This window comes from Niastella sp. OAS944, from assembly GCA_024809215.1.
Classification (GTDB): domain Bacteria; phylum Bacteroidota; class Bacteroidia; order Chitinophagales; family Chitinophagaceae; genus Niastella.
The window spans coordinates 384,725-407,360 of sequence record JANUBW010000006.1 but is presented as its reverse complement, the minus strand read 5'-3'; the positions used below and the strand labels follow the sequence as shown (position 1 = coordinate 407,360).

Below are 22,636 nucleotides of genomic sequence, written 5' to 3'. Positions count from 1 at the left end.
GTTGATCATTGACAAAGCCCTGACTGAACCGTCAGGGCTTTTTATCATATTTTACTAACTCATTACGGCAGCAGTTCTTTCAATTTTATCTGCTGAAAAGCCAGATCACACTGGCTGCTTTCGTATAAGATCCCAATTGTATCATTATCTATACTCGTTAGGCATGAATAGCCGCGGCTTTTCCATTCATCGAGCAGGATCTTTTTGTTGACCGGCCAGGTAAGTCCATCATCATAACTCACTTTTATGGTCATGTGATGGCGAAGCGTTTTTGAATCGGGATTACTAAATAATAAAATCGACTTCTTTTGTTTATTCAGGCTATAATCGTGTCTGATAATACTAGCCATGCAAACCGGCTCCTGTAAAGCACCACGGCTGGCAGGATGTTCAGTCCAGTCCTCCCCCAGGTTGCGGGTTATGGCAATTACCCGGCCGTTGGTGTCACCAGTATCTGTTTTATTTTTATTATAGCGCATGTTCAACATAATGGCTCCGCCGCTCAATTCAACCGCCATATTTTCGGTGGTTGATTCATTAAATGCGCGGTTGCTGGTATGCCAGGTATTGCCGCCATCTTTGCTGTAAGTAATATTAGAAAATGCTTTACCAGTTTTATCGCGGCCCTGTGTAGGGAAAACAATTGTGCCATCGCGTAAGGTAATACCCGCTCCCGGCGCCGGCGCCCACAACCACCACTCTTCTTTTTTACATTGGCGGGTTATGTTTACCGGCTGGCTCCAGGTTTTGCCATTGTCTTCACTTTTTACGATCATGAATTGAGCAGTTTGTTTTACATCATAACCTGCCTGCGAGCCCCTGCCCTTCCATTGATGATTCCAGTCCTTACTTTCCTCATTCAGCCCTTCTATCCATCTGCCTTGCTCATTTAATACACCGTGCATCCAAAGACCGGCAATAAAAATGGTTCCGGTATTTTTATCAACCAGGATGTTTGCGTCAGAAACGCCATTGAATTTTTCCGGCAACCCGCCCCAGGTTTTCATATCAATAGCTATCTGCATGGGCAACCAGTTGTTGCCCCCATCGGTGCTACGGTTAACACCGATATCAATATTACCTTGCAGATCGCGACCGTTTTCCCGGCGTGCATCATATACTGCCAGCAGCGAACCATCTTTAGCAGTAGCAAGGCCTGGTATACGACAGGTATGTACACTATCCTGATTGTGCTGACGCAATGCAACACCTGTACGCTGTTGCATTTTAGATTGTCCGGCAATTTTGCTTGGCTTACCATTCAGCACAGCACTAACGGCATTGATCGTTATTACATGTACCAAAGAAGCACCATCATTTAATTCCACCGATAACCAGAAGTAATGATCACCTGGTGATAATGACTGATCGCCTTTGATCGTTAGCTTTGGACCTAATTCATCAGCGCTACCGGTCAAGTGTATTTTATCAACACTACCCAGGTTCCTATAGCCTGAATCGGCGCCGGCATAATACAGCCTGAGTTGTTTTATATCTTTCAGGTCTGTGGTGCCTGTTGTACTGAACGTCATTTGCGACAATAGTACAGGCTTACCTCCAGCATCAATATGAATATGAATGCGCGCCACCGGGTTATCTTTCTTTAATTTCAACACCGGTACATTATAACGCTGTTGGGTAATTTGTTGTGCACAAACAGCCACAGGAAGCATACAAACAATGAAACAATACAAAACGATCTTTCTAATACCCGTATTCATCTATAAAATTTATAAACTTCTTAATATCCCGGCGCCTGCACCATAACAAAATTCTTATTCAACTCACTTTGCGGCACAGGGAAGATGTAAAATTTATCATCCCAGTTGCGCGTAGAGGTCCTGGTTCTTGTATAGAATGCCACGTCGCCTAATTTATCACCGGCGAACACATTCATGCCGGTAAAATCGCCCCCCTGCCGGCCTTCGGTTGTATTGACAATTTTCCATCGGCGAACATCAAAGAAACGGCAGCCTTCATAAGCCATTTCAATAGTACGTTCCGTTTGAATAAGCTTACGCATTTCAGCCTGAGTAAAACTACCGGTCTTGGGCAGCTCGGGAATACCGCCACGGTTACGAATGGGATTCAAATAGTCGAGTACTTCTGTAACAGGAGCACCTGATTCATTTAAAGCTTCGGCGCAATTTAAATACAACTCAGCCAACCGAATATACATGGCAGGTCTAACTGTATTGCCGCTATTATTTGACAGGTTCTTTGCCGGATTGGTATTCTTACGCACCAGATAACCTGTTCTGGGAAATTTCGGCTCACTACCGTTACCATTACCGGAATTACCTGTTGGCCAGAATTGTACATGAGTTTGACCCGTTCTGGCTACAAACGGAACCGTAGCGCCATTAAAGGTGATCGTATTATAGAAACGAGGCTCGCGGTTAACATACATATTGGACGTACCGGCCACATAGAAGCCTGTTTTTGCCGTTGTAGTAAACCCGGTTTCGGTATACGTGCTGCCGTTTTCATTTATGATTTTACCATTGGCCATTCTGAATTTATCAACAAACTCCTGTGGCACTGACAATGAGGCGTTGAATGTAGTTCCATTGGCAGCCCTTGGCGCCGCATCATTTTCCCAGGTACCATAAGCAGTTACAGCACGCGTCCATATGCCCTCTGTGTTCCAGCCGGTAAGGAACAGATCACGGTAATTATTAAACGCACGAACAAACAGATCCGAAGGGGTAGACGGGTTATAGATGCTCTTTCCAAATGTTAGAGCGCGATCAATAGCAAATTTCGCAGCATCTACTGCTTTTACCCATTTGCCGGCGTCGTAACCAGTGTTCATCAATTGCTTGCCATCTGCATTCTTAAAGTTGGCATAATCGAGGTTACCATTATACAACGGGCTTGCATCAAACAATAACACCTGCGATTTAACAGCATCGATAATAAGTGTATTGATACGACCGGTTTGGGTTGCATCCTCGGCACCGGTTGAAGTTACATGCCTGTCGGGCACCATTTTCCGGGCTTCATCAAATTCAGCCAAAATATAATCAACACATTCTTTCCAGCTGTTTCGTGGAAGCTGAAAGTCATCGTCGTACCTTGATACATTATCCCCTACGAGAATGACGGGGCCATATAATTTCATGAGTGTCCAGTAATAATATGCGCGTAAAAAACGCGCTTCGCCTTTGTACTGTTTGATCAGCTCTTCACCATTGGGCTCGTTCAACAGGTTGGTTTCACTGTTATCGATGTTGGCCATAAAAACATTCGCCATGCGAATAGCCTGGTAATTATTCGTCCAGATATTGATGGCGTTAGCCGGGCTCAATATTCCGCTGGCTTGCGAAGTAGCGGTGGAAAGTTCCAGCTCGTCGGTAAAGCCCGCCCAGTATCGCGCCGAATTGGTGGTGGTAGACCACGGATCAGGGAGGAAACTGTAAACTGTCGCCAGCCAGTTCTCCGTCTCCGCTTTATCTTTAAAAATTATATCGGGAGAAACAAGGTCTTTTGGTATGCTATCGAAGTAGCCTTTTTTGCAACCGGCTGCTACAACTGCAAGCAATATTATTATAAGTAAATTCTTCATTTTAATAGATTCATTTGTGAATGATGGATCATCGTGAAACGGCGGCCCCCGGCCCCCTTCCAGACCTCCCCCCCCGGAAGGGGGGAGGCCACTTATTAGCTCAGTTATCCATGCCTTTATCAACTCTATCAACCTCGTCAACCTGTTAACTTGTTAACTCGTCAACTCTCTAAAAAGTCACTCTCGCTCCAAAATTATATGCCTTTATATTGGGATAAAATCCGCCTCTGGCAATCTCGTTAGAACTGGTACCGGTATCGTTTAATTCAGGGTCCCAGTATTTCCATCTTGATATAGTGATCAGGTTGGTACCGTTAATAAATATTCGCAGGTTCTTTATCCTGTTACGGCGTAATACGCCGGCAGGTAATGTATACCCCAGTTCAGCACTTTTTAACCGGATAAAATCAGCGGGATGCAACCACCAGTCGCTTACCAGGAAGTTTGAAGTAGGATCAAGATCACTACTTAAACGGGGGTAAAATGGACGCGGATTGGCATTGTCGGGCGTCCAGCGGTCCTTAACAGCTGCATACAGGTTCGGACTATTGGCGCCTTTGTTAAAAGGTAATGTACCATCACCTGCGCCATAAAGCAACCATACTTTACCGGTACCCTGTACAAAAGCACCGATATCAAAACCCTTGTAGCCAAAGGCCATATTCAAACCATACATCATTTTTGGAGTTCCATTGGCATCAACCCGCGATATATCAAAACTGTTGATCTGTCCGTCGCCGTTGAGGTCGGCATACTTAATATCGCCAACTTTCGGATCACCGGGTTGATCTGCCCATTTCCTGATCTCCTCATCGCTTTCAAACAAACCCACGGCAGTATATAATGTTTTTGCATCCACTTCATGACCTTTCCATTCCATCCAGGGGTATGGCTGGGGCGCCTGTCCATCCTGCAGGTTTTTATTTTTATTATAAGTAAAGGTGCCTGTGAATGTTACCCAGGTTGTTTTTGCAAATGACCTGTTATATGAAAGCGTTATATCAACGCCCTTGTTCAACACAATGCCAATATTCCGGATAGGGTTTATGGAGCCAAAACCCGAGATGTTCGGAATGGTTGCATCGGATCGCAGTATACCTTCTCTACTTTCCCTGAATAATTCAGCTATCAGTTTAAGGTCATTGTTCAGGAAATTCATCTCTATACCTAAGTTGTGCCGGTAAGAAGTTTCCCAGGTAGCATCGGTAGCAATTTGCGACTGTGAGTACCCGCCATAGCTGGGCGACAATGCCGAAGGCGTACCAAATTGATAAGCATTAGAAGACTTGGTCAACAGGTCGAGGTACAGGAACCGGTTGCCGGAATAACCGCCATTACCGGTAAGACCGTAACTATATCGCAATTTGAAGTATGACAATACATCTGCTACAGGCTTAAAGAAGTTCTCGTTCGATACAACCCAACCTATCCCAAATGAAGGGAAGAAGCCATAGCGATTTGCGGGACTGAAATTTTCGGATCCGGTGTATCCAAAATTACCTTCTACAAAATACCGGTTATTATATCCATACGTAGCGCGGCCGGTTAAACCGCGGTTACGCCAGGGCGTAGCTGTTGAAAAGGTGGTAGCATTTCCATCAAGAAACTCCGATTGATTCAACAACAGTAAGGCGCCCACTTCATGTTTACGCCCAAAGCTAGCCTGGTAATTCAATGATGCCTCCTGGTACATGCGACGGCTGGTTGACCTTGCGGAAGCAAACCCGAGAATATCGTTGCTGGTATTTAACTGGCGGGTGATCAGATTACCAGTAATAGAATCGCGTTTTTCAGCATAATACATGCGGGCAGCACGTGTGGTGGCCACTGTGGTACCTGCACCCAAATCGAACGAAAATAACCCGGAAACAGATAACCCTTTTATTAACATGCCCAGGTCCTGCCTCACCTTTATATTTGAACGCATGGTAGCAGAGTCATCATAGCCTGAACCAAAACCAAAGGCAAAGCGCGCCGGACTACTTCTGCCATCAGGTGTTCCCGGCCATTGGCCATTTGAATACCTGGCGGGGATAATATGCGATGGCACGCGTAAAGCCTGTTCAAACAGATTGTTCGATACATTGGAAACAGCACCATCATAAGGCCCGTTTCTTCGGTCAACTATGGTAGAGATACCAAGATCGAGTTTGGTAGTACCGGTTACATTTACAACAACATTCGAGGTAAAATTGTATCTGCGATAAAAAGATTTCGTATCGTAGCTATCGTCGGAGTATGGCTTTATTAAACCGGTTTCATTATAATATCCGCCGGAAATATAGTAAGTGGCCTTGTCTGCGCCGCCACTCACATTGAAATTGGCACGTTGTGTTAGGCCATGATTAAGGAACAGTTCTTTATACCAGTTCGTGTTGGGATACAGGTCTGTATCGGTACCATCTCTGTGAAGCTGAATTCTTTCGTCGGTATAAAATTTAGAACGGTCTCTTGTTTCCAGCGCTTCATTATATAACTCCATCCAGGTAGGTGCATCCAACAATTCGGGCAATTGAACAAATTGGGTAATACCCTGGTTCAATTCAACATTGATCTTTGGTTTGCCGGCAACACCGCGTTTGGTATTGATCAATATTACGCCATTAGCACCTCTGGTACCATAAACCGCCGTTGACGTGGCGTCTTTCAATACAGTGAAGGTCTGAATGTCTTCGGGATCGATGTCATTAAAACTTCTGTCAGGCACACCATCGATGATGATCAGCGGTGTTCTGGTACTGGTACCAAAAGTAGAAACACCACGCACCAACACACTCGCATTATCAGCGCCTGGCCCACCACCCCTTGAAGTGGTAATGATACCGGAGATACGGCCGGCCAACATACCGGCAATATCCCTGGCAGGTAACTTCAGATCTTCCGGCGTAATGGTTGACTGTGAGCCTACCACGCTCACTTTCTTTTGCTGACCGTAGCCAATTACGGTCACTTCATCCATACTACCAGCCACAGGCGATAGTTTAACATTAAGATCAACACGGTTCTTTACCGGTAAGCGCTCGATGCGGTAACCGGTATAAGAAAAATCAATGGAATCAACAGGATTCACATTAATGGAATACTGGCCATCCTTGTTGGTGATGGTAGTAATGCCGGTGTGAGAAATTCGAATAGTTACCCCTGTTAGAGGCTTGTCCAGCTCATCAGTAACCTTTCCGGTAACATTTAAAATACGGTCCTGGGCATTGGCAAGTGCAGCCAGGAGCATAAGCGCTGCAAATGGCAATAGCATATACCACCTGTCTGCGCGCAATGGCGATCTTTTCAGGGTCATAGAGTTAGTTTTTTTGTTGCTGGTGATTATCTGGATGTGGAATTGAACAGACGGTGTACAGGTAAGTTGAAATGGTGGTTTGGCCGGCCACCAGGATTAGCAGTTTGATTCATGACAATCGTTTTAAGCGTTAGTGTTGTAGATATGTACTACATAACAAAAATGGAAAGAAAAGTTGATATCCCCAAAAATTTATGTGTTATCAATCTAATTTACCACCGAAACAGCTCATTCTGAACGAGAAACAATTGCCTGCAGGCCATAAAAAAGAATTATATTATGTAGGTCTTAATAATTCTTACTGTTTAGATCCAGACGCACTGTTCGGGCTAACTTGAAAAGTTAGAGGGGTGGAATAAAACAAAAAAGCCCCGTCATTTCAAACGAAATAACGAGGCTCAAATAAATTATCTACAAACTAATTCTTACAAACCAGCTTCAACATCGAACTTAACGGTAGCAGTACCATTAAGTACGGTAGTTGTAGTACGGCGTGCAGTAGCCTTCAATTTGAAATAGAAAATAGTTGCATTGAATTGATCTTTAAAATCAACATCGCTAACTGGAATTTCTAAAACGTTAGAAGAATAAGTTTCAGAAATAGAAGAAATGCCGGCAAATGTAGTGTAACTACCAATGCTACCGCCTGCATTTGAAGTGAAACTTGCATCAGCAGAAGAGAAAGAGCTCCAGTTATCAGACTGAGTTTGATTATTCAAAGTCAAAACGATGCTCTTAATTTTTGCTTTTTTAATGTTACCAATTCCAAGGTCTGGGTTCGATTTTTTGATAGTGCTATCAAGATTAATCCCCCATGAAAAAGTAGCCTCCTGTGTAACATTTGCAGCTACCTTTTGAATCACGAAGTCTGCATTAACAGTTTGCGTAGGAATATTGATCCTTATCGCATCTTTAACCTTATCGCAAGAAGGTAAAAGGGTACTCAGGGCTAATACGGCAACAAAACCAAGAGATCTGTACAAAATTTTCATGATACTGATTTTGGGTTAAATGTGGTTTACTAGAAACGCGCAAATATATAATTTTTGTATACTAGATACTAGTAATACAGGTGCGAATATTGCTTTTTTGTATGCAGATGAACGTTTGTTGTATGTAATTGAAAAAATGCATCAATTATTTCTTGGTAAATCACAAATAATTTCCTTCATATCATTTGGAAGTATCGACTTTTTTTATAAAAGATCGCACCATCATATGTAGCCTGTACAAAAAGGTGATAAAAACAAAGAGGCTGCCGGCAAACATGTTGCCCGGCAGCCCTTTCTTTACTTTACTATCAGTTATTAGTTTTTACCTTGTCTAATCATTGGCAGTTTTGCATACTGAATCAATACCGTATCTATTACTTCAAGGTGAGATTGCAGATCAAAGTTTTTAACATTCACCATTGGAGTTTCTTTAGGCACAGTAATGCAGTCGCCAGATTTCACAACATAGGTCAATAATGGAGCATAAAAATTAACACCATTAGTGATCAATGGAGAAGTTTTGCGGTAAGTACTGCAGGCTCCATCGGGGCAGTCGGTATATGGATTATACTGTGCAACCTTGTTAACTATTGCTGCGCAGCTTGCACCTGCAGCAGGGAAAGTAGTTGAAGTGTACTCAGACACAATCATCATTGAGTCTTTGTAGCCCATGATCTGCATGTTAATACCGTTCACATTTATCCGGTTGTTATCTAACAATTGCATATACTGGCTAGATTCAGGAATAGTAACAAATGTTTGTCCAAGATAAAATTTGCTTTTAACCTCGTTGTCAAAATTCCGGTTCAGGAAGTCCTGAATTGCAGCCTCGTCAGTAATAACCTGGTTGTTTGTATATATGGCAATCTCTTTTACTTCTAAACTTGTTCCGGGGATATAAGTCTCAAGGATTTTGTCTCCCGGAGTTTCAACTGCAGAGCTGTCTTTCTTACAAGCATTTAATAATGCTACAGACATTAACATAGGGAGCAGAAATTTGTACTTCATCGCGTTTTTATTATAGGTTTTTATAGAATACAAAATTTTACGGTTCGGGTATGCGCATACGTTTCCCACTACAGCTGCAATGGATATGCGCCATATAATTCTTCTTACCGGCTAAAGCGTCGCTAATAGTAATTAATTAAGGTTATACACCTTATTCTCTCCTGGCAGTTAGGGGGCTAACAATTGTTCTTTTGTAGGCAAATCATCGGGCAATTTTCGTTTCTGCAATTAAATTGACAAGCGTCATGCAGATGTAGATAAATTCTTCTGTGGCAATCTGGATCTTTTGTTCCTGCAACCGGGGGATAGTGATTATCAGGGATGGCAAGCATTTATAATTGTCAAAATTACACTAATCACGTCATATAAACAATAGTTGATCAAATATATTTTCTACTAAGAGCGAATATGGCCTCTTGTGGTTGCATCATCTGTAATAAAAAATGAAATAAAAAAAATGTAACCGTTTTCATGGGGTAAAACCACTATGCACATTGTACAGGAAAATAATTTTGTGTTAACAAAAAAACTCCTGTATGGAAATACAGGAGTTTATGATAATCATTTTTACCTAGAATAGACATTCACAGCGGAACGATTATCGCTGTACGAAATAAAATGCAACTTATCCATAATACCATCGGGTGTCTGGTTCCCAATGGCCTGGACGTTTGCTATTTATTGAATTGTTATAACTCTCTGTTAGGAATAGCCTATGGCATCCTGTACTGTACTGGTCATAGTTCGGGATGTAAAGCTGCCGTTGAATAAAAATGTTGTGCATCTGCCAGTAACCACAGATCGAAGGAACATACTGATGTACTTCACCGGTTTAAGGAAAACCGACACTTTTGGGCGGAATATACAAATGAAGGAACAGCGTAATAAGAAAATGGGTGTTACATTCATATGCAATCGTTATGGTTACCCGAAGACGCAGTTAGCGTTTCTGTTCAGTTCTTTAGCCGCTGGAACTCGTTTTTCATATGGCATTCATTGGCGGCGACTTCTACAAACTTATTATTAACCAACCGGTTAGAGGTCTTTATTTTGGTATTTATAGTTTAATTTTTGTTCGTTTGGGTAAAAATTTTGGTTTTTGAGGTTTAAAAAAGTCACAAATACACTTATGACCTTTAATTTTGACCTTGAACCAATTTGACTGATTGCTTACTGCTACATTATGCGATTGCCTGTGATTTTTTTTGCAAAAGTGCTTTTGATCCTGTTTTGCTCACTCAAAGCAAGTTCACAACCCAGGTGTAGTGTGCTGCATTATTCAACTGAAGATGGCCTGCCCGATAACCGGGTTATGCGTATAACCAAAGACCACGAGGGTTTTATGTGGTTTGGTACCTCACGAACTTCGCACCCCGTTAACTCTTATACAGGGGCCCATAGAGGCCGTAGTACAAAGTCCAGGGCTTACGGTTGAGGACCGGGACAATTTATTTATTGCCAGGAAAAATGTAACCCGCATGAGCCGGTTCATTAACCAGTTGCTCGATCTTGGCAAAGCGCAAAGCGGCAAAGCATCGCTGCATATTTCAAATGCGGATATTATTTTATTGACCAGGCAGGTGACAGATTATTTCTTCGAAGCATTTCGTGAGAAACAGGTACAGCTACATGTTCATGCAGAAATGCAGGAATTGCATGCATGGGTTGATGGCGAAAAAATTGAAACCGTTTTATTTAACCTCCTCGGCAATGCCCTTAAGTTTAGTCCGCCCGCAAGCACCATTACCATCAGTGTAAAAAACAGCACCAACCCCGGCTGGTTTATTATAGAAGTAAGCGATGAAGGCCCCGGGGTAGAACAGGCCGAACTGGAAAACATCTTCCAGTTGTATTATGAAAGCCATCACCCGCAACAAACGCATTTGAAAGGCTCGGGTATTGGCCTGGCGCTCTCGAAGGAATTCATTGAGCTGCATCATGGAAACTTAATGCCCGTAACAATGCCGGCAAAGGGCTTACTGTAGTGGTTGAACTACAAAAAGACAAAGCACATTTTGCACCGGATTCGGTTATTATAATAACAACGCCGCCTGTTGTTAATGAAGAAAGCGCACCTGCCTTGCCGGCGACAAATACGCTACAAGAGCCATCTGACGCGCAACTGGTTTTGCTTGTAGAAGACAATACCGAGCTCAGTTCGTTCCTTGCAAACCAGTTACGAACACAATACCGGGTTGAAATAGCTGCAGATGGCCTGCAGGGTTTGCATAAAGCGCAGCAACAAATGCCCGATCTTATTGTAAGTGATATTATGATGCCCAACATGGACGGCATTACCATGCTCGATCAGTTGAAAAGAGATCCGGTAACCAGCCATATACCCGTAGTACTGCTTTCTGCCCGTTACGATGTACAAAGCCAGATAGAAGGATTACAGTATGGAGCCGACTATTACATTACCAAACCATTCCATACTGAATTTTTAAAGGCATCTATCAACAACCTGCTAAGGCAACGAACAAAAGTGTTTCGTAACATGCAGAATAAAGAGAAGCCTAAAGCAGCAGTATTGAATCCATCGGATGTTGTGATCACCACGCAGGATGAACAATTCTTAGATGCGGTGATCAGTTTTGTAGAAGAAAGCATGCATGAACCGGAGTTTGAGATAGAGGCGATGGCCACATCGGCCAACATGAGCCGTTCGGCATTTTATAAAAAATTCAAAAGCCTTACCAATATGGCGCCGCTTGAGTTTGTAAATGAAATGCGGCTGAAAAGAGCTAAACAACTATTCGATGCCGGCGAACAGAATGTTTCAAGCGTAAATTATTCAACCGGTTTTAACAGCGCCAAATACTTCAGCACCTGTTTTAAAAAATACTTCGAATGCCCGCCTTCCGATTATATTAAAAACCGCACCACCATTGGCGAACAAACTCCCAACAAAAAATAAAACAATCCCGCCCGTGTAACCGAAGCGGGATTGTTAAGTATGCGACTACCCCACCAGGGCTATTGAATAACCCTTGCAACAGCAGGCGATACGGTTTCCTGGCCATTCATCCCAATGGCTATTACCTGAAACAGGTACTTCTCTTTCGATTTAAGCCCTGTAAAGGTGTAGCGCGAATCGGTGACGAATTTGCTCACCCAAACGCTATCTTCCATTAAAGGATCGGGCGTATACTGGTGAATGTATGCTTTTGCACCCGCCACCTTTTTAACACGGGTGTTTGCTTCACCGGTGCGTTCAGCTGTAACCTTCAATTCCTTGATGGCTGCCAACGATTTTTCGCCCCGGGCCCTGTTCAGCTCAAAACCACTGCTCAACAGTTTGGTTCTGTCGCCGCCACAGGTAAGCGTTACATACTCGGCCAGTATGCCTAATTTAATAAGCATGTTGGTGCGGAAATCCTTTTTAGCTGAAAGAAATTCCTCATCGCCCCCACTGGCTTTTGTTATTGAGGTTATGAATGCCGGCAGGTCTGCCTTTATTTCACCCAAAACAGCTGGTGGGTTTGGAAAAACCGGGTTGTTATCCGTTTTACCGAGTATACGGTTTATGGTACCAACCAGGTCGTTATCGCTTTCGCGTTTGTACGCGGTAATAATTATATTTTTCATCACTTAAAATTTAAATTGTTTAATAATAAAAATGCCTACTACTAATACGTAACCATTACACTTCATTGGCCAATAAGTGTGAACGAAACGCGCCGTTTGTTTTCTCGTTCCTGTGCCGGGTCCTTAAACACCTGACCGGTTATACATTGCTGTTCGTTTGTTCTATACAAAGGTGGGGGTAGAAGCATAACGCGCCAAGCAATGTTCCTTTTTGTCCAATTTGTCCATAATTTTAAATAGAATCATGTATGTAGTTGAACTGATAACGGTATGAAAACCGAGAAAGTTATCTTGATTACATTGCCAGGAAAGCATATTTCAAACGCTCCTAATTGACGTTTATCTATCAATAAGCAGCCATTAGCATGGAGCAAGTACACCACAAATGCTTGTAAGATGATTACCTACGCTTGTAGGTTGTTTGCACTCGTTTGTAAGATGATTTACTTCGTTTGTAAGATATTTTACATCGCTTGCAGGGTTATTTGCATCGCTTGCAAGTTGTTTGTTTTCGTTTGTAAGATAATCTGCAAGGCTTGTAAGCATTTTTACTTCAACGATAAGATGGTTTACATTGGAGATAAGGTTATTTTCTTTAGCAGCCAGCCTGTTTCTACCGTTTGCAGGCTTGTGGGGGTAGCCAGTTATCTTGTTTGTCTTACTGGCCCGCTTGTTGATGCAATTGGTTTGCTTGTTGAACCTGTCAGTTCGCTTGTTCGCCTTACCCGCACCCTTGTTTACCCAACTGGCCCGCTTGTTCGCCCTGCTCGCTCGCTTATTAAGCTTACCGGTTCACTTGTTTCCCCTGCCCGCCCGCTTGTTGATGAAGTTAGTTCGCTTGTTTTTCTTTATTTTTAACCCTCTAACGATTTCAGAAAGGGGGGATTCACATGAGTCAGAAAGCCATTGGCACAGTTTCTCTATTACTATTGCTGGCGCTTCGCCTGTTTGCCGGCAACTACCCGGTTAAATATTTGGGTATCGACCAGGGTTTGTCGAACAATGTTGTACTTACTATTTACCAGGATTATAAAGGTTTTATGTGGTTTGGCACCTACGATGGCCTCAACCGCTACGATGGCTACGGTTTTAAAATATTCAGGAACGTCATTGGCGACAGCACTTCTCTTAACAACAATACCATTTACACCATTGAAGGCGATAAAGAAAACAATATTTGGGTAGGCGGCCTTAAAGGCGCCTGTGTATACGACCCCGTAAAATCAAACTTCTCGCGGTTACAATACAATACGTTCAATAAAAATAAATGGCAGTATGTACAGGATAATATTCACACCATTAAAGCTACTGCCGCCGGCTATATGCTCATTGGTTCGCAGCAAAACGGACTATTGGTGTTCCCAGACAAACGCTCGGCCGGCATACAAATAACGTTTGAGCAAAACGCCAATTACGACGTAACCGCCATTGAGCCCGATACCAAACACAACACCATTTGGGTATTTATTCAACAGGTAGGCCTTTGCCGGTACAACCATACCAATAAAAGCCTGCAACTGGTTAATAATACCTTTAAGCAAGCCAATTGCTTAAAAGCCGACAAACAGGGCAATTTGTGGCTGGGCAATGAAAGCGGGCTGTACTATTTCAATACGGCAAGCCACCAGTTTTCTGAGAACTTTCTTCCCTGGCGCAGTAAGATCGTGAACCTGTATATTGATAAACAAGATGTATTGTGGGTAGGTTCCGATGGCAATGGATTATTGCAATTACAACCCGGTTCAACCCAGGCAGTTCCATTTGTTTCAACTACCGGCCACCCGTTGGTGAACAGCAACGCCGTTTACGCCATTTACGAAGATGCAAACAGCCGTAAATGGATTGGCACCCTGCGCGGCGGCATCAATATGATTGAATCGCACACCAGCTCCTTTACGCACATTACGTATAATACGCCGGGGAACGACAACCAGGTAAACAACTATATTCTATCGTTTTGTGAAGATGAAAAAAAGAATATCTGGATAGGTACCGATGGTGCGGGGCTGCGCTATTGGGATAGAAATAAAAACACTTTCACCCAATACACCAATAGCAGCACCGGTAAAAATACCATCAGCAGTAATTTTATTACCAGTATTGTGAAGGACATGAATAACGAGATCTGGGTATCAACCTGGCTGGGCGCCATAAACCGTTTCAATAAAACCACCGGCGACTTTACCCGCTATGAATGTTACAACCCGGTTACCCGCGCAAAAGAGAACAACGTTTGGCTGCTGTACCAGGATGCGCAAAACAGGTTATGGGCCAGCGCTACCAATGAGGGCAGTTTGTATTTGTTCAACCGGCAAAACAATCAGTTTGAGCTGTTCGATAACAGCATTACCAACCTGCAATGTATTGCCGAAGACCGCCAGGGCGTTTTTTGGGGCGGCAACTATTCTACCCTTTTTCAAATTGAACGCAATAACAAAAAGCACCACAGCTACAATATTGGCTATACCCTTCGTTGTATTCATGAAGATGCAAAACATAATTTCTGGATCGGCACCCAGGAAGGCGGTTTGCTTTTATTCGATCGTACAACGGGAAAATTCAAACGTTATACCACAGCCGACGGACTGCCAAGTAACTCAATACTAAGACTACTGGAAGATGGCGCGGGTAATTTGTGGTTAAGCACTTACAATGGTTTGTGCCGTTTTAACCCGCAAACAAAAACCTGTCGCAACTTTTCACAATCTGATGGCCTGCAAAGCAATCAGTTCAGCTTCAATGCCGGTTTAGCTATAAGCTCGGGTGAATTTCTGTTTGGCGGCATTAAAGGTTTCAATATTTTTTATCCCGATAGTGTGCAGGACAATAAACAGCAACCGGCCATTTTTCTTTCGGGATTAAAAATAAACAACTCCCCGGCGGAAGCAAACGATCAATATATTACGGGCAGGACGCTCGACCGTATTGACCAGGTTACCATTCCTTTCGATCGTGCTGTGGTGTCACTCGATTACCTGGCGCTGGAATACAATGGCGCCGATAAAATCAACTATGCGTACTTTTTAAAGGGTTGGGATAAAGACTGGAATTATGTGAACCGTATAAAGACCGCCAACTACAGCCGTTTGCAGGAAGGCAAATACCAGTTCAAGGTAAAGATCATGAACCCCGATGGCACCTGGGGTAATGAAACACAGCTACTGAACATTATTGTACTGCCACCCTGGTACCGAACCTGGTGGGCTTACCTGCTATACATTGTTTCGTTTGCCGGCGTCATTTACGTATATCTGCGATATACCCGCACCCAGGAACGGTTACGTTATGAAATAAAACTGGCACATGTAGAAAATGAAAAGGAAAAAGAACTGATGGAAAGAAAGATGACCTTTTTTACCAATGTATCGCATGAATTTAGAACGCCTTTATCACTCATTATCAATCCGCTCAGAGAAGCGATCCATAACGATGCCCGCAACGATCTGAAGATTGCCTGGCGCAATGCCCGCCGCCTGTTAAGTTTGGTTGATCAATTGCTGTTGTTTAGAAAAGCCGACAATGGTTCCGATACCTGTAAAATTGCCGCCATCGATATTATTCACCTGTGCGATGAAGTGTATCAGTGTTTTGTGCACCAGGCAAAAATGAAGAACATCGACTATCGCTTTACAACGGCTACTCCCTCGCTTACCATTTATGCCGATTATGAAAAAATAGAGATCGCATTATTCAACCTGCTCTCCAACGCATTTAAGTTTACGCCCGAGAACGGCTCCATTATTTTTAGTGTTTTGGAAACAAATAATACGGTGATCCTTGATATTCGTGATACCGGTTGCGGAATAGACACCGCGGATAGCCAGCGGATATTTGAAAAATTTCAACAGGCAGGTCATGGTAAACGGCAATCGGGTTTTGGCATAGGTTTGTTTTTGGTTAAACAATTTATTGAAAGCCATAAAGGCACAGTAACCTGTACCAGCCAGCTTAACCAGGGCACTACGTTCACTATTACTTTATTCAAAGGCGCCGACCACCTGCCCAAACACTATGATTATATTTCGGGCGATGTAGATGAAAAGAACAACCTGCTGCTACAGGAACTTGCCGCAGAAGTAGAAGAACAACCTGAAGAAAACACACCCATTCCTTTAAAACAGGAAGGCAAACTGGCCGAAGAAGTAGTAACACAAAAAAGATCGATCCTGTTAATTGATGACAACAACGAGATCACGCAATACCTGCAACAGATATTTGGCCCCAATTACCTGGTATACTCAGCTAACAATGGCGATGATGGCTACAAGCTGGCGTTGCAGCATGTGCCCGATCTTGTGATCAGCGACATCAATATGCAGGGCATGGATGGATTGGAGCTTTGCGCCAAATTAAAACAAAGCGATCTGTTGGGCCATATTCCCGTGATCCTGCTCACCGCCTCTGCCGCTACCGATATGAAGTTGAAAGGAATTGAGGGCGGCGCCGACGATTATATTACCAAACCGTTCGACAAAGCACTGCTTCAGGCCAAAGTGGAGACCATTCTTCGCAACCGCAACCTGTTACAACGTTTCTTTTTCGACAGCATTACACTAAAAGAAACCAATACCAGGGTACCCGCCGAATATCAGGAGTTTTTACGAAAATGTATTGCAGTGATTGAGCAAAACATCGACACTGAAGATTTCACCATTAAAAAATTTGCCAAGGCCATGGGTATGAGCCATCCGGCCTTATATAATAAGGTAAAGTCAATTTCGGGCCAGTCGTTAAATGCGTTTATCAGGTCAATCAGGCTGCGCCGCGCGGCGGTGTTAATGTTGACCGAAAATATGAATATCAGGCAGGCCGCCTTTCAGGTGGGTATAAATGATGTACGTTACTTCCGCGAACAGTTTGTGAAAGTCTTTCATATGATGCCTAGTGAGTATATTAAGAAGTATAGAAGTTCGTTTAACAGGGACCATAATGTTATAAAATCGGAGTCTTGAGGACATGGGTTTCTTTGGATACTTGATGAGCTGATAAGGGAAGGCCGCGAAACTGAACAACTGAATAACTATCCCATGATAACTAAACCGAACTAGTAACAGTGAACTGTGAACTAAGAATTGTAAACTGCATTTTACCACCCTTCTTTTAGTGATTTACCCCCCTTCACCGCCACTTCACCACCCTACTTTGCATAGGTAATCAAGGCTTTATACCTAAACGATTCGCCTTGAGCATTAAGGGTCAATACAACTTTTTTTAACCAAACGTGCTTGTTCGTATGAGACATTTTCTGCACCTGCCAACCAGGGCGGCTGGTAGTTTATTCACCAGGTCCGTCGCATCCATTTTTCTTATTGCGTTGTTTCATTTTATTAGTTTACCCCTGTTTGCCCAATCACCCATAAAAGGCCGGGTGGTGGCAAGCGATGGGCCGGTAAGTGGTGTTACCGTAACAATTAAAGGCACCCAAACGTCCACCGTTACCGACGAAAATGGTACGTTCTCCATTCCCGCAGCCGATAAGTCGGTGCTGGTATTTACCCATATTAATTATGCGGCACAGGAGGTTACCATTAATGGTACGGCCGACATTAATATTACCCTGGCAGCGGCCAACAGCAACCTCAACGAAGTGATCGTGATCGGGTACAATGCTCAAAAGAAAGCAACCCTTACCGGGTCTATTTCGGTGGTAAAAGGAGCAGACCTTGTTAAAAGTCCGGCAGTGAATGTTTCCAACTCACTGGCCGGTCGTTTTTCCGGCGTTATGTTGAATAACCGGACTGGTGAACCAGGTTTTGATGGTTCCGACATCAGGATCCGCGGACTGGCTACCACCGGCAACAATGATGTGCTTGTTGTAGTAGATGGAGTTCCTGGTCAGGTTGGAGGACTGGAAAGATTGAATCCGAATGATATTGAAAGCGTGTCTGTCTTAAAAGACGCTTCTGCCGCTATTTATGGTAGCCGTGCCGCAAATGGCGTAATTCTCGTTACTACCAAACGCGGCAAAAGCGGCAAACCCGCCATCTCCGCCAGCTATAACCATGGCTTTTCCTCCCCCACCCGTCTGCCTAAAATGGCCGATGCCGCAACCTATGCTGCCATCGCCAATGAGATTGCCTATTACAACAACAAGGCGGGTGGTATGAACCAACAGTATTCAGACGCCGAAATTCAAAAATTCAGAGATGGTTCCGACCCATTGAATTATCCAAATACAGATTGGGCCAAGGCCACGCTGAAAAATTCAACCGGGCAAGACCAGGCCAATGTTTCGGTAGCCGGGGGGTCAGATAATATACGCTATTACCTGAGCGCTGGTTTTTTAAGCCAGGATGGTTTGTATAAGAACGGCGCCAACAAATACAAACAATACAGTTTTCGTTCGAACATCGATGCCAATATCACCAAGGATTTCAAAGTGAGCCTTTACTTATCGGGCCGCGAAGAAAATCGTCAGTTCCCAACTTCATCGGCAGGCAACATTTTCCGTTCTATTTATCGCGCATATGCTACCATTCCGGCCTTTTATCCCAACGGATTGCCCTCTGCTGGTATTGAGGGAAATAACCCGGCCATGATGGTAACCAATATAGGTGGTATTAGCAGCCAGCCCACACAGGTGTTTAACGGCATTCTGAAAGGGTCTTACAATATTGAAGCGGTGAAAGGTTTGTCGGTAGAAGCGTTTGCGGCCTTTGACAAATCGTGGTATTTCAACAAAACATTTTCTACGCCATACGTATTATATGAGTACAACAAAAGCACCAATTCATATGATCCAAGAACTGTAGGCGGATCGAACAACCTGGCCCAGTTGAATGAAAGCCAGCAAAACCAACAGCAGAACACTTACAATTTCCGCTTCAACTACGAAAGAAGTTTTGGTGATCACAACATCAACGCCTTTGTAGGTTATGAACAAAGTTCTCTGAAAAGAGATTCGTTCTATGCTGCCCGGCTTAACTTTCCCAGCGTGTTAACCCCTGAGTTAACACAAGGCGGAACAGCTGCAACCGATCGTGATAATGGAGGAAAGGGCTATAATTTCACCCGTAAAAGCTATTTGGGTAAAATATCGTATAACTATGCAGAGAAGTACCTCTTCGATGTGCAAATGCGTATTGACGGTTCTTCAACTTTCCCCAGTGGCGAACGTTATGGTTATTTTCCCTCTATGTCTGCAGGCTGGCGCATTTCCAGGGAATCATTCTTTCATGATCTCGCCTTTATCAATGACCTGAAGATAAGAGCATCATACGGTTCACTGGGTAATGATAATGTAAACCAGTTTCAATACATCGACAACTATACATTCAATAGCCAGGTGGTGTTAGGTACCAGTATTGTACCAGCCGTTGACCTTGTTAAACTGGCCAACCCGGGTATTACCTGGGAAGTAGCCCGTAAAACTGACGTTGGATTGGAAGGAGTTGTGTTCAACGATTTTAATTTTGAGTTCATCTGGTTCAAACAAAACAGAACAAAGATCCTCACCCAAAGAAATGCTTCCATTACCAACGTTACCGGTATTGTAAATCCGTACAGCGGCGATCCGTTGGTACCTGCTGAAAATATAGGCAAGGTGAACAGCAATGGTATTGAAGCCACATTAGGCTATAACAACCGCAAAGGAGCTTTTCATTATGGCGCTTCGGGCAATATAACCTATGCCAAAAGCAAGGTCATATTTATTGATGAAGCGGCTGCCGTACCTGATTGGCAAAAGCAAACCGGCAAGCCTTTGAACACCCAGCCATTGAACGAACAAATGTTGTATAATTCACTGGGCATCTTCCGTTCTGCCGATGAAATTGCCAAATACCCGCACCTCGATGGCGCGCAACCCGGCGATCTTATTCTGCAGGATTACAATAACGATGGTAAGATCACGGCCGATGATAAAGTACGTTCTAAATATAGCAACATACCACAGATCACTTATGGCATACTGTTAAACGCCGATTATAAGTCCTTTGATATTTCGGTGGTGTTTGCCGGACAGGCCCGCGTAAGCCAGTTCGTATTACCTGAAGCCGGTACCGTTGGTAATTTTTACAGCAGCTGGGCCGATAACCGCTGGAGCCCCAATAACCCCAATGGTTCTTACCCCCGCGTTGATACCAGAACGTCAGCTTCTGTAAACGGCGGACAATACCCCAGTACCTTCTGGCTGAACAATGCTTCGTTTCTGCGGTTGAAAAACGTAGAACTGGGCTATAATGTTACCAAGCCTATACTAACAAGAATGAAAGTACAATCGCTGCGGGTATACGTAAGCGCATTTAACCTGTTCACCATTACAAAAGTAAAAGACTACGATCCGGAAGGGAACAATTACAGCGGGCAATTCTATCCGCAGCAACGAATTGTAAACCTTGGTGTAGGATTAAGATTCTAAACAAAAAATCGGCAGACAATGAAAACAAGTATTTTTCGATATATAGTTTCTTCAGCTGTTATTGCAACGGCTATTACTTCCTGTAAAAAAGATTTCCTAACTGTTACGCCTACAAGTATTGTTACAGAGGCCTCAGTACTTAACGATTCTTTATTGTTTGAAGATTATGTTGTAGCGCGGTATGTAGGTATACGGTTACAGGATAAAGAAGGTGATGGCACCAACCCCGGGTTTGGCCGTGGTTTCGAATACGCCATGTGGAGCTCACTTACCGACGAATCGATGTACAACAATGATGATAACACCTGGCTGATACAAAAAGGTTTGCTGGCGCCTGAGAACACCGGTATTGCCGGTACTATCTGGGGGCGCAGCTATCGCAGCATAAGGGATATCAACTACGCTATTACCCATATTGATACGGTGGCCATGAGCGCTCCGCATAAAAGCAAGATACTGGCCGAACTGAAATTCATTCGCGCATTCCGGTATCACGACATCATCAGGAATTATGGCGGCGCTATATTGATGGGCAATAAAGTAATTGACCTGTATAAAGATAACCTGCAGGATGAATCGTTGTTCAAAAGAGCTTCGTTGAAAGAATCGATCGATTATACAGTGGCGCAGCTCGATGAAGCCGCCGCCGGCTTACCCCAAGACAACGATGGTTCGTGGTTGTTGGGCCGTGCTACCAAAGGCGCAGCGCTGGCGCTTAAATCGCGACTATTGTTATATGCCGCAAGTCCGCTATATGCTACCGGTACCTGGCAGGATGCAGTAAGCGCCGCACAAGCTGTAATAAGTTTGAACAAATACAGCCTGTTCACCGGTGGTTATGGTAACTTATTCCTGAACGGTGACAATAGCGAAGCCATCTTCGAAAGATTATATACAAAGAACTCAAACCATACCCACCTCGAAATAGCCAATGGCCCTAACGGTTATGGCGGCTGGGGCGGCAACCTGCCATTACAAAACCTGGTAGATGATTACCAGATGAGCAATGGTAAGGCCATCACTGATGGCACTTCAGGTTATGATCCTCAAAACCCATACGTAAATCGCGATCCGCGCTTTTACGCCACTATATTATACAATGGCGCCAGCTATCGCGGCAGTACTATTGAAACCTTTTTACCCGGTGGTAAAGACAGTAAAGATGGCAAAGAGAACTGGAACACCTCAAAAACCGGTTATTACCTGAAGAAGTTCATGAACGATGCTTATCCCTTACAGAACCCATGGGGCAATGCAGGCTTTCAACCCTGGTATTACATGCGCTATGCTGAGGTGCTTTTAAATTTTGCCGAAGCGGCAAATGAACAATATGGCGCCGATGTAGTGCCCTCCGGCTCTACCCTGTCGGCCCGCACTGCAGTTAACCTGATCCGTAAAAGAGCGAACATGCCCGACCTGGCCGCCGGTTTATCGAAATCGCAAATGCGCGATGCCATTCGTTACGAACGCCGCGTTGAGCTGGCCTTTGAAGAGCACCGCTTCTATGATGTAAGAAGATGGATGATTGCCGATGTAACTGAAAACAAACCAGCCGGTGGTATCACCATTACCAAAACAGGAAGCACGTTAACGTATGCCACAAAGGTGGCGCTCGATGGCCGCAAATTCGAAACAAAAAATTACTGGTTGCCTATTCCCAGGTCCGAAATACAAGCTAGTAACAATAAGATCACGCAGAATAATGGGTATTAAATAATCTCAAATTCCAAATCACAAGTTCCAAAAAATAAAACCACAAATCTCAAGCACCAAGAACCAAATAATGAAATCAAAAACTTCAAATTAAAAATTCAATCTTTATTGCA

At 43.7% G+C, this 22,636-nt stretch carries 13 protein-coding genes; 7 read left to right on the top strand and 6 right to left on the bottom strand.

All coding sequences use genetic code 11. The features are described from left to right. Nucleotides 1–62: 62 nt before the first annotated feature. The 5 genes from GGD38_RS24175 to GGD38_RS24155 all read right to left on the bottom strand — a co-directional run bounded on the left by GGD38_RS24175 (nt 63) and on the right by GGD38_RS24155 (nt 8,863). A complete protein-coding gene (locus GGD38_RS24175; RefSeq protein ID WP_375301567.1) occupies nt 63–1,721 on the bottom strand; it encodes a BNR-repeat neuraminidase N-terminal domain-containing protein in 1,659 nt (552 codons plus the stop codon). 20 nt (nt 1,722–1,741) lie between these two features. Next, nucleotides 1,742–3,568 (bottom strand): RagB/SusD family nutrient uptake outer membrane protein, encoded by a 1,827-nt coding sequence (locus tag GGD38_RS24170; RefSeq protein WP_375301568.1) that lies wholly within the window; start codon nt 3,566–3,568, stop codon nt 1,742–1,744. Nucleotides 3,569–3,737: 169 nt separating this feature from the next. Next, the gene (locus GGD38_RS24165) at nt 3,738–6,863 is read right to left on the bottom strand and encodes a SusC/RagA family TonB-linked outer membrane protein (protein WP_375301569.1); all 3,126 of its coding nucleotides are present in this window, start codon (nt 6,861–6,863) and stop codon (nt 3,738–3,740) included. 425 nt (nt 6,864–7,288) lie between these two features. Continuing rightward, complete coding sequence (locus tag GGD38_RS24160; protein ID WP_375301570.1) at nt 7,289–7,855, bottom strand: hypothetical protein; 567 nt, start codon at nt 7,853–7,855, stop codon at nt 7,289–7,291. Between the two features lie 315 nt (nt 7,856–8,170). After that, nucleotides 8,171–8,863, bottom strand: a complete 693-nt coding sequence (locus tag GGD38_RS24155; RefSeq protein ID WP_375301571.1) for a hypothetical protein — start codon at nt 8,861–8,863, stop codon at nt 8,171–8,173. Between the two features lie 1,183 nt (nt 8,864–10,046). Here GGD38_RS24155 and GGD38_RS24150 point away from each other — a divergent pair. The 3 genes from GGD38_RS24150 to GGD38_RS24140 are packed head-to-tail and all read left to right on the top strand — an operon-like array spanning nt 10,047 to nt 11,780. Continuing rightward, complete coding sequence (locus GGD38_RS24150; protein WP_375301572.1) at nt 10,047–10,298, top strand: two-component regulator propeller domain-containing protein; 252 nt, start codon at nt 10,047–10,049, stop codon at nt 10,296–10,298. Beyond that, the gene (locus GGD38_RS24145) at nt 10,213–10,848 is read left to right on the top strand and encodes a sensor histidine kinase (protein WP_375301573.1); all 636 of its coding nucleotides are present in this window, start codon (nt 10,213–10,215) and stop codon (nt 10,846–10,848) included. Before GGD38_RS24150 ends, GGD38_RS24145 begins: the two co-directional genes overlap by 86 nt. Continuing rightward, the gene (locus GGD38_RS24140; RefSeq protein WP_375301574.1) at nt 10,848–11,780 is read left to right on the top strand and encodes a response regulator; all 933 of its coding nucleotides are present in this window, start codon (nt 10,848–10,850) and stop codon (nt 11,778–11,780) included. The genes GGD38_RS24145 and GGD38_RS24140 overlap by 1 nt, the downstream gene beginning before the upstream one ends. A gap of 59 nt (nt 11,781–11,839) precedes the next feature. Here GGD38_RS24140 and GGD38_RS24135 read toward each other — a convergent pair whose 3' ends face one another. Next, a complete protein-coding gene (locus GGD38_RS24135) occupies nt 11,840–12,451 on the bottom strand; it encodes a fibronectin type III domain-containing protein (protein ID WP_375303894.1) in 612 nt (203 codons plus the stop codon). A 564-nt stretch (nt 12,452–13,015) separates the two neighbouring features. Between GGD38_RS24135 and GGD38_RS24130 the strand changes: the two genes are divergently transcribed. From GGD38_RS24130 to GGD38_RS24115, 4 genes are all read left to right on the top strand, one after another. Beyond that, a complete protein-coding gene (locus GGD38_RS24130) occupies nt 13,016–13,309 on the top strand; it encodes a hypothetical protein (RefSeq protein ID WP_375301577.1) in 294 nt (97 codons plus the stop codon). Between the two features lie 32 nt (nt 13,310–13,341). Next, nucleotides 13,342–17,403, top strand: a complete 4,062-nt coding sequence (locus tag GGD38_RS24125; protein WP_375301578.1) for a two-component regulator propeller domain-containing protein — start codon at nt 13,342–13,344, stop codon at nt 17,401–17,403. Between the two features lie 281 nt (nt 17,404–17,684). Next, on the top strand, nt 17,685–20,810 hold the full coding sequence (locus GGD38_RS24120; RefSeq protein ID WP_375301579.1) for a SusC/RagA family TonB-linked outer membrane protein: 3,126 nt from the start codon (nt 17,685–17,687) through the stop codon (nt 20,808–20,810). An 18-nt stretch (nt 20,811–20,828) separates the two neighbouring features. After that, on the top strand, nt 20,829–22,523 hold the full coding sequence (locus tag GGD38_RS24115; RefSeq protein ID WP_375301580.1) for a RagB/SusD family nutrient uptake outer membrane protein: 1,695 nt from the start codon (nt 20,829–20,831) through the stop codon (nt 22,521–22,523). Nucleotides 22,524–22,636 lie beyond the last annotated feature (113 nt).

Bases quoted from the DNA above. Each gene is read 5' to 3' on its own strand.
- GGD38_RS24175 (WP_375301567.1), bottom strand. From the start codon at position 1,721: ATGAATACGGGTATTAGAAAGATCGTTTTGTATTGTTTCATTGTTTGT.
- GGD38_RS24170 (WP_375301568.1), bottom strand. From the start codon at position 3,568: ATGAAGAATTTACTTATAATAATATTGCTTGCAGTTGTAGCAGCCGGT.
- GGD38_RS24165 (WP_375301569.1), bottom strand. From the start codon at position 6,863: ATGACCCTGAAAAGATCGCCATTGCGCGCAGACAGGTGGTATATGCTA.
- GGD38_RS24160 (WP_375301570.1), bottom strand. From the start codon at position 7,855: ATGAAAATTTTGTACAGATCTCTTGGTTTTGTTGCCGTATTAGCCCTG.
- GGD38_RS24155 (WP_375301571.1), bottom strand. From the start codon at position 8,863: ATGAAGTACAAATTTCTGCTCCCTATGTTAATGTCTGTAGCATTATTA.
- GGD38_RS24150 (WP_375301572.1), top strand. From the start codon at position 10,047: ATGCGATTGCCTGTGATTTTTTTTGCAAAAGTGCTTTTGATCCTGTTT.
- GGD38_RS24135 (WP_375303894.1), bottom strand. From the start codon at position 12,451: ATGAAAAATATAATTATTACCGCGTACAAACGCGAAAGCGATAACGAC.
- GGD38_RS24130 (WP_375301577.1), top strand. From the start codon at position 13,016: ATGGTTTACATTGGAGATAAGGTTATTTTCTTTAGCAGCCAGCCTGTT.
- GGD38_RS24125 (WP_375301578.1), top strand. From the start codon at position 13,342: ATGAGTCAGAAAGCCATTGGCACAGTTTCTCTATTACTATTGCTGGCG.
- GGD38_RS24120 (WP_375301579.1), top strand. From the start codon at position 17,685: ATGAGACATTTTCTGCACCTGCCAACCAGGGCGGCTGGTAGTTTATTC.
- GGD38_RS24115 (WP_375301580.1), top strand. From the start codon at position 20,829: ATGAAAACAAGTATTTTTCGATATATAGTTTCTTCAGCTGTTATTGCA.